4 protein-coding genes are annotated in these 5,777 nt (G+C 71.5%); 3 read left to right on the forward strand and 1 reads right to left on the reverse strand.

What is annotated here, in order from left to right; translation table 11 throughout:
- The first annotated feature begins 86 nt into the window (after positions 1-86).
- Positions 87-1,382 (forward strand): ATP-dependent Clp protease ATP-binding subunit ClpX, encoded by a 1,296-nt coding sequence (gene clpX, locus ACH9EU_RS13810; protein ID WP_396414493.1) that lies wholly within the window; start codon positions 87-89, stop codon positions 1,380-1,382.
- Positions 1,383-1,446: 64 nt separating this feature from the next.
- The gene (locus tag ACH9EU_RS13815) at positions 1,447-2,043 is read left to right on the forward strand and encodes a mycothiol-dependent nitroreductase Rv2466c family protein (protein WP_396414494.1); all 597 of its coding nucleotides are present in this window, start codon (positions 1,447-1,449) and stop codon (positions 2,041-2,043) included.
- Between the two features lie 185 nt (positions 2,044-2,228).
- On the opposite strand, the gene valS is transcribed toward ACH9EU_RS13815, so the two are convergent.
- Complete coding sequence (gene valS / locus ACH9EU_RS13820; protein WP_396414495.1) at positions 2,229-4,865, reverse strand: valine--tRNA ligase; 2,637 nt, start codon at positions 4,863-4,865, stop codon at positions 2,229-2,231.
- A 100-nt stretch (positions 4,866-4,965) separates the two neighbouring features.
- Here valS and ACH9EU_RS13825 point away from each other — a divergent pair, with 100 nt between their 5' ends.
- Complete coding sequence (locus ACH9EU_RS13825) at positions 4,966-5,745, forward strand: SDR family NAD(P)-dependent oxidoreductase (RefSeq protein ID WP_396414496.1); 780 nt, start codon at positions 4,966-4,968, stop codon at positions 5,743-5,745.
- Positions 5,746-5,777 lie beyond the last annotated feature (32 nt).

Genomic DNA, 5,777 nt, shown 5'->3' on the forward strand with positions numbered 1-5,777 from the left:
CGCACCGGGGTCCGGGTGTTGGGGCGGCGGCCGGTCCTCACCTATCCTGGGACGAGGATTCCCGTTCCCGATCAGAGGACTGTTTCATGGCGCGCATCGGCGAGACCGCGGATCTGCTCAAGTGCTCCTTCTGCGGCAAGAGCCAGAAGCAGGTCCGCAAGCTCATCGCGGGCCCCCGGGTCTACATCTGCGACGAGTGCATCGAGCTGTGCAACGAGATCATCGAGGAGGAGCTGAGCGAGGTCAAGGACCTCGAGCAGCAGGAGCTCCCGACGCCCCACGAGATCTACCAGCACCTGCACCAGTACGTCGTCGGCCAGGAGACGGCCAAGCGGGCGTTGTCCGTGGCGGTGTACAACCACTACAAGCGGGTCCGCGCCGGCGAGAACGGCAAGCCCCTGTCCCTGGCCACTGCGGCCGGTGACGAGGACGTGGAGATCGCCAAGTCGAACATCCTCCTGGTGGGCCCGACCGGCTCCGGGAAGACGTACCTGGCGCAGTCGCTGGCCCGGAAGCTGGACGTCCCCTTCGCCGTGGCCGACGCCACGTCCCTGACAGAGGCCGGCTACGTGGGCGAGGACGTCGAGAACATCCTGCTCAAGCTCATCCAGGCCGCCGACTACGACGTCAAGCGGGCCGAGACGGGGATCATCTACATCGACGAGATCGACAAGATCTCGCGCAAGTCCGAGAACCCCTCCATCACCCGGGACGTCTCCGGCGAGGGCGTCCAGCAGGCGCTGCTGAAGATCCTGGAGGGCACGGTCGCCTCGGTGCCCCCGCAGGGCGGCCGCAAGCACCCGCAGCAGGAGTTCATCCAGATCGACACCACGAACGTGCTGTTCGTCGTGGCCGGCGCGTTCGCCGGGCTCGAGGAGATCGTGGACTCCCGTGCGGGGCACACGAGCATCGGCTTCGGGGCGGCGCTGAAGGCGAGCGGCCCCCGGCACGACCTGATGGCCGACGTCATGCCCGAGGACCTGCTGAAGTTCGGGCTGATCCCCGAGCTCATCGGCCGGCTGCCCGTGGTCACCACCCTGCGGGAGCTCACGGTCCCGGACCTCACCCGCATCCTCACGGAGCCCCGCAACGCGCTCGTGAAGCAGTACAAGAAGATGTTCCAGCTCGACGGCGTCGAGCTGACCTTCGACCCCGAGGCGCTGATCGCCGTGGCGGAGCTCGCGATCCAGCGCGGCACGGGCGCGCGCGGCCTGCGGGCCATCCTCGAGGACGTCCTGCTGCCGGTGATGTTCGAGCTCCCCAGCCGGGACGACATCGCCGCCGTGCTGGTGACGGCAGAGGCCGTGACGAAGCAGGGCGAGCCGGAGATCATCACGCACGAGATGATCCGCGAGGAGCAGAACCGGAACAAAACGGCCTGACGCGCGGCTTGTACTCGATGACGTGTCCGCCACCCGGGCGGGCGCACCACGAGGAAGGAAGCCGATGACGGACAAGGTGGAGTTCTGGTTCGACCCGCTGTGCCCCTGGGCCTGGATGACCTCCCGCTGGATGGAGGAGGTGGAGCGCCTGCGTGACGTCGAGGTGACGTGGCGGATCATCTCGCTGGGCATTCTCAACGAGAACAACGAGGACAACCAGCACCACGGCCACGTGGAGTCGATGTGGCCGGTCCGCGTGGTGCAGGCCGCCGCGAGCGCCCACGGCGACGAGTACCTCAAGAAGCTCTACGACGCGATGGGCACCCGCCGCCACCCCGGCGGCATCGAGGACCTGGAGCGGATCATCGCGGAGTCGCTGGAGGAGGTCGGGCTGCCCGCCGAGCTCGCCGCGGCCAAGGACTCCACCGAGCACGACGCCGCGCTGCGCGCCTCCACCGAGGCGGCCCAGGCGGTCGCCGGCAAGGACATCGGCACGCCGTGCATCTCCGTCAACGGCGTGGGCTTCTTCGGCCCCGTCTTCACCCCGGCACCCAAGGGCGAGGACGCCGCACGGGTCTGGGACGGCTGCCTCGGGCTGATCTCCCACCACGGGTTCTACGAGCTCAAGCGGGGACGCGACGAGGGCCCGATCTTCGACTGAGCCGCGGTCGGCGGACGGTGCCCCGCTCCGCGGCCCCCTGCGCGCGACGGTCCGGCACGCGCGAGGCCGGGTCGGCACACAGGAGGAAGCACCCGCACGCAGGAGCGTGCACCCGCAGGAAGGAGGGCCCGGCCGCCGCGGCGGCCGGGCCCTCGTGCGCTCGCCCGGTGGGAGCGGTCCGCCGTCTACCGGGCGGGCTGGTCGGCCGGAGCCAGCTCGACGTCGCGGACGCTGAGGCCCTCGTCGCCGGCCACGAGCATGAGCTCGGCGGCGTTGCCGGCGGCCTTGAGGTCGCCCAGGCCCGCCTCGAGGCGGGCGACCTCCCCGGCGGCGGCCGCGATGGTCGCCGAGCGGACCTCGGTGCGCTGCTTGACCTTGGCCTCGGACTTCGCCTTGCGCAGCCCGGACAGGGCCTCGCCCACGGTCGTGAGGATCTCGGGGTCGGCGTCCGCCACTGCGCCGGCGAAGCCCTCGGGGCTCGGCCACGCGGCCCGGTGCACGGAGCCCGCCCGCCACCAGGACCACACCTCGTCCGTGGCGAAGGGCAGGACCGGGGCGAAGAGGCGCAGCAGGGCGTCCAGGGTGGTCGCGAGCGCCGCGTGCACGGAGGCCTGGGCGGCCTCGCCGCGGGCGCCGTAGGCCCGGTCCTTGACGAGCTCGACGTAGTCGTCGGTGAACGTCCAGAAGAACTGCTCGGTCAGCTGCAGGGCCCTGGCGTACTCGTAGTCGGCGAACGCCTGGGTGGCGCGCTCGACCACCGTGGCCAGCTGCGCCAGCAGGGCCCGGTCGAGGGGCTCCGTCACGACGTCGGCCGCGACGCCCGCGCCCAGCACGGAGCCCTCGTGGACGCCCTGGGCCAGGACGAACTTGGAGGCGTTGATCAGCTTGATCGCGAGCCGGCGGCCGATCTTGATCTGCCCCTCGTCGAAGGCGGTGTCCGCGCCGAGGCGGGCGGAGGCCGCCCAGTAGCGGACCGCGTCCGAGCCGAACTTGTCCAGGGTGTCGGTGGGGACCACCACGTTGCCCTTGGACTTGGACATCTTCTTCCGGTCCGGGTCCAGGACCCAGCCGGAGATCGTGGCGTCGGTCCACGGCAGCGAGTCGGTGATCGCGTCGGCGCGCACCACCGAGGAGAACAGCCAGGTGCGGATGATCTCGTGGGCCTGCGGGCGCAGGTCCATCGGGTAGGTCTTCGCGTGCAGGTCGGGGTCGTGGGACCAGCCCGTCACGATCTGCGGGCTCAGCGACGACGTCGCCCACGTGTCGAACACGTCCGGGTCGCCCGTGAAACCGCCCGGGACGTCGCGCTGGGACTCGTCGTGCCCCGGGGCCGGCTCCGCGGCGGGGTCCACGGGCAGCTGCTCCTCCGAGGGCACGATGGGGGAGTCGTAGACCGGCTCCCCGTGCGCGTCGAGCGGGTACCAGACGGGGATCGGGACGCCGAAGAAGCGCTGGCGGGAGACCAGCCAGTCGCCGTTGAGGCCCGCGACCCAGTCGTCGTAGCGCGCCTTCATGAACGTCGGGTGCCAGGTCAGCTCCGCGCCGCGGGCGAGCATGCGCTCGCGCCGGGCGGCGTCGCGGCCGCCGTTGCGGATGTACCACTGGCGGGACGTGACGACCTCGAGGGGCTTGTCGCCCTTCTCGTAGAAGTTCACGGTGTGCACGACCGGCTTCGGCTCGCCCTCCAGGTCCCCGGACTCGCGCAGCAGCTCCACGACCTTCTCCTTGGCGGAGAAGACGGTCTTGCCGGCGAGCTCCGCGTAGGCGGCCTCGGGGCCCTCGCCGCGGATCCACTCGGGAGTCTCGGCCAGGATGCGGCCGTCGCGCCCGACGACGGGCCGGGTGGGCAGCTCGAGCTCCCGCCACCACGTGACGTCGGTGAGGTCGCCGAAGGTGCAGATCATGGCGATGCCCGAGCCCTTGTCCGGCTGGGCGAGGTGGTGGGCCAGGACGGGCAGCTCCACGCCGAACAGCGGCGAGACCACGGTGGAGCCGAACAGGGGCTGGTACCGCTCGTCGTCGGGATGGGCGACCAGCGCCACGCAGGCGGGCAGCAGCTCCGGACGGGTCGTCTCGATGTGCACCGGCTCGCCCTCCGCCCGGGAGAACGCCACCCGGTGGTAGGCACCGGGGCGCTCCCGGTCCTCGAGCTCGGCCTGGGCCACGGCGGTGCGGAAGGTGACGTCCCACAGGGTGGGGGCATCGGCGAGGTAGGCGTCGCCGGCGGCGAGGTTCGCCAGGAACGCCTTCTGGGACACCCGCCGGGAGTGGTCGTCGATGGTCCGGTAGGTCAGGTCCCAGTCCACGGACAGGCCCAGACGCGTGAAGAGGTCCTCGAAGACCTTCTCGTCGTCCACGGCCAGGCGCTCGCACAGCTCGATGAAGTTCTTGCGGGAGACCTGCTCGAAGTCCCGCTCGTTGCGCGCCGGCTTCGCCGGGGGCTGGTAGTCCGGGTCGTAGGGCACGGCCGGGTCGCAGCGCACGCCGAAGTAGTTCTGCACGCGGCGCTCCGTGGGCAGGCCGTTGTCGTCCCAGCCCATCGGGTAGAACACGTTCTTGCCGGTCATCCGCTGGTAGCGGGCGACGACGTCGGTCTGCGTGTAGGAGAACATGTGCCCGACGTGCAGGGAGCCCGACGCCGTGGGTGGCGGGGTGTCGATCGAGTAGACCTGGGCCCGCTCGGTGTCGCGGTCGAAGCGGAACGTCGCCTCCTCGCGCCACCGCGCCGAGAACTTCGCCTCCAGCCCCTCCAGCGCGGGCTTGTCGGGAACGGTCACCGTCGTGGGTCCGGGCGTGTCTGTGCCCTGCGTGTTGTCAGCCATGCGGACCAGTCTCTCACGACCGCCCGCGTGTCCCGCGACGCCCCGGGCCCTCGCCGGTCCGGGCTTCCGGCCCGCACTGGCCCGGGCTACCGTGGCCCCCATGACCGAACAGCACAGCTCGAACACCCACACCGGCAAGGTCGCCGTCGTCACCGGCGCGTCCACGGGCATCGGGGAGGCCACCGCGCGCGAACTGCGCCGCGCGGGCTGGACCGTCTACGCGGTGGCCCGGCGAGCCGAGCGACTCGAGGACCTCGCCCGGCAGACCGGGGCGATCGCCGCGCCCTGCGACATCACCTCGGAGGCCCAGGTCGCCGAGCTGCGCGACCGGGTCCTGGGCGAGCAGCACCGCATGGACGCACTGCTCAACATCTCCGGCGGCGCCCGCGGCACGGACCGCGTGGCGGACGCGCGCACGGAGGACTGGGAGTGGATGTACGAGGTGAACGTGCTGGGCACGATGCGCCTGACCCGGGCGTTCCTCCCGGCCCTGCGCGAGAACGGGGAGGGCACGGTGCTCAACCTCACCTCGCTGGCCGCGCACCGGGCGTACGAGGGCGGAGGCGGCTACAACGCCGCGAAGTACGCCGAGCGCGCCATGACGGAGGCCCTGCGCCTCGAGGAGGCGGAGCACAACGTGCGCGTCGTGGAGATCGCCCCCGGCCTCGTGCACACCCCGGAGTTCTCGCTCAACCGGCTCGGCGGGGACGAGGAGGCCGCGGAGAAGGTCTACGCCGGCGTGGACAAGCCGCTGACCTCCGAGGACGTGGCCCAGGTCTGCGCGTTCGCCGTGAACCTGCCGCACCACGTGGACCTGGACACCGTGACGATCAAACCGGTCGCGCAGGCCGCCCCGCACAAGCTGATCCGCGGCTCCTGACCGGCGCTGTCCCCACCCCTCCCCCCTCCGCG

The sequence above is a fragment of the Kocuria rhizosphaerae genome (assembly GCF_044462265.1).
Taxonomy (GTDB): Bacteria; Actinomycetota; Actinomycetes; order Actinomycetales; family Micrococcaceae; genus Kocuria; species Kocuria rhizosphaerae.

Excerpts from the sequence above, each read along its gene's own strand:
- ACH9EU_RS13825 (WP_396414496.1), top strand. The coding sequence starts at position 4,966 with ATGACCGAACAGCACAGCTCGAACACCCACACCGGCAAGGTCGCCGTC.
- clpX (WP_396414493.1), top strand. The coding sequence starts at position 87 with ATGGCGCGCATCGGCGAGACCGCGGATCTGCTCAAGTGCTCCTTCTGC.
- valS (WP_396414495.1), bottom strand. The coding sequence starts at position 4,865 with ATGGCTGACAACACGCAGGGCACAGACACGCCCGGACCCACGACGGTG.
- ACH9EU_RS13815 (WP_396414494.1), top strand. The coding sequence starts at position 1,447 with ATGACGGACAAGGTGGAGTTCTGGTTCGACCCGCTGTGCCCCTGGGCC.